The organism is Vibrio sp. 2033 (assembly GCF_033339735.1).
In genome coordinates this window covers 1-1,365 of sequence record NZ_JAWOVC010000084.1, presented here as the reverse complement: position 1 = coordinate 1,365, position 1,365 = coordinate 1, and the positions used below count along the sequence as shown (strand labels likewise).

1 protein-coding gene is annotated in these 1,365 nt (G+C 52.2%); it reads right to left on the bottom strand.

All coding sequences use genetic code 11. From position 1 onward, the window contains the following. The coding region (locus R7P74_RS24760; protein WP_318123291.1) for a cadherin-like domain-containing protein at positions 1-1,365 on the bottom strand (1,365 nt) is incomplete at both ends.

The following is a 1,365-nucleotide window of genomic DNA, read 5'->3' as shown; positions in this document are numbered from 1 at the left end:
AGGCGTGTCGTTTACGGCATTTACGGTGACATTGACCGTCGCTTGGTCAGTCAGTGCACCATCGGTCACGGTGTAAGTGATTTCAGCATCGCCATGGAAGTTCTCAGCCGGTGTGAAGACCAGTTTTCCATCAATAATTTCGACTTTACCTTGGTCACTCGGCACAGACGCCGAATCAATGCTTAAGGTATCGCCATCAATGTCGGTGTCGTTTGGCAGGACATCAATTGTCACTGGCGTGTCTTCGTCAGTAACAGCGGTATCATCGTTTGCCACTGGCGCGTCATTGACTGGTGTGACATCGACGTTCACCGTGGTGGACTCCGATACCCCACCGGACGTGACGATGTAGGTGAAGCTGTCTGTACCGTGGAAGTTGTCGTTTGGCGTGTAAGTCACGCTGCCATCCGGGTTGACCGAGACCGTGCCGTTAGCTGGACCGTTGTTGGTATCCAGCGACACCACTTTGTCGTCGCCTTCGAACGTGTCGTTACCTAAAACCTTAATGATGGTTGGTGTGTCTTCCACAACCGTCGCGCGGTCAGATTCAATATCTGCCACAGGCGCTACCGTGAAGTTCACCGTTTGGCTAACGCTTTCACCGCTTGGATCGGTGGCGGTAAAGGTTAGGGTTTCTGAGCCATTCCAGTCTGCGGTTGGAGTGAACGTAGCAATGCCATTGACGATCGCCACTTGAATGTTGCTGTTGCCAGAGACACTAAACGTTAACTCACCATCGGCGTTATCCACATCGCTGAAAGCGGTATTCAGATTGATGGTGTATGGCGTAAAATCTTCCGCCAAGGTTTGGTCTGCAATGCTACTTTCAACCACAGGCGTGTCGTTCACCGCATTTACGGTGACGTTGACCGTCGCTTGATCAGTCAGCGCACCATCGGTGATGGTGTAAGTGATTTCGGCGTCACCATTGAAGTTCTCGGCCGGTGTGAAGACCAGTTTTCCATCAATAATTTCGACTTTACCTTGGTCACTCGGCACAAACGCCGAATCAATGCTTAACGTATCGCCATCAATGTCGGTGTCGTTTGGCAGAACATCAATTGTCACTGGCGTGTCTTCGTCAGTAACAGCGGTATCACCTTTTGCCACTGGCGCGTCATTGACTGGTGTGACATCGACGTTCACCGTGGTGGACTCCGATACCCCACCGGAGGTGACGATGTAGGTGAAGCTGTCTGTACCGTGGTAGTTGTCGTTTGGCGTGTAGGTTACGCTGCCGTCCGGGTTGACCGAGACCGTGCCGTTAGCTGGTCCATTGTTGGTATCCAGCGACACCACTTTGTCGTCGCCTTCGAACGTGTCGTTACCTAAGACCTTGATGATGGTTGGCGTGTCTTCCACGAC